At 66.9% G+C, this 604-nt stretch carries 2 protein-coding genes; one reads left to right on the top strand and one right to left on the bottom strand.

Features of this window, described 5'->3' with window-relative positions; translation table 11 throughout:
- Window positions 1–83: 83 nt before the first annotated feature.
- On the bottom strand, window positions 84–353 hold the full coding sequence (locus A5780_RS38705; RefSeq protein ID WP_064909090.1) for a hypothetical protein: 270 nt from the start codon (window positions 351–353) through the stop codon (window positions 84–86).
- A gap of 55 nt (window positions 354–408) precedes the next feature.
- Between A5780_RS38705 and A5780_RS38710 the strand changes: the two genes are divergently transcribed.
- A partial coding sequence (locus A5780_RS38710; RefSeq protein WP_156769348.1) for a hypothetical protein occupies window positions 409–604 on the top strand: 196 nt, incomplete at its 3' end.

Raw genomic sequence — 604 nt, forward strand, 5'->3', positions numbered from 1 at the left:
GTGGAGTGTGGTGGTGAGGGTAATGGGTGAGTGGGTTTGTGGGGGTGATGATTTGAGTGGATTTGTGAGTATGGAGGTGGGGGTTATGTGGGATTTGGGTTGGTGTCGACGAATTCGAGATCGGCTTCGCGCTCCCATGTCCAGTGGTTACCTGGCCACCACACCACGACCCAGTCCGTCCCACCGGTCGGCGGGGTTTTCGACCACACCTGAACGAGTTCGCCGGAGGCGTGGTCGAAGTCGGTGCGCACCACCGCGGCGTGCCCGGCGGGGGCGACATAGCCGATCCGGTCGCCGCCGGAGAGGCCGGCGCGTGACTTCAACCGGATCCGGGTGCGCGGCGCGACGGGCATCGGTCGAGCTTGTCACCCGCGCCCGCGGCGAGGCTGGGGTGGGATAGTCGCGGGTATGGGCGAGGTGTTCGCGGTCGGTGATCGCATCGAGTGGTGGAGCGACATCGACGGCGGCCCGGCCGAGCCCGGCGACCAGGACGCGAGGAAAAACATCGGCACGGTCGCCAGCGTCCACCGCAGCCCCAACGACGACACCCAGGTCGTCGCGTATCTCGTGACGTGTCGCAGCCGCGTCGCCGGCACGTACACGT

It is taken from the genome of Nocardia sp. 852002-20019_SCH5090214, from assembly GCF_001665865.1.
GTDB lineage: Bacteria > Actinomycetota > Actinomycetes > Mycobacteriales > Mycobacteriaceae > Nocardia > Nocardia nova.

Coding starts and splice junctions, on each gene's coding strand:
- A5780_RS38705 (WP_064909090.1), bottom strand. CDS start 353: ATGCCCGTCGCGCCGCGCACCCGGATCCGGTTGAAGTCACGCGCCGGC.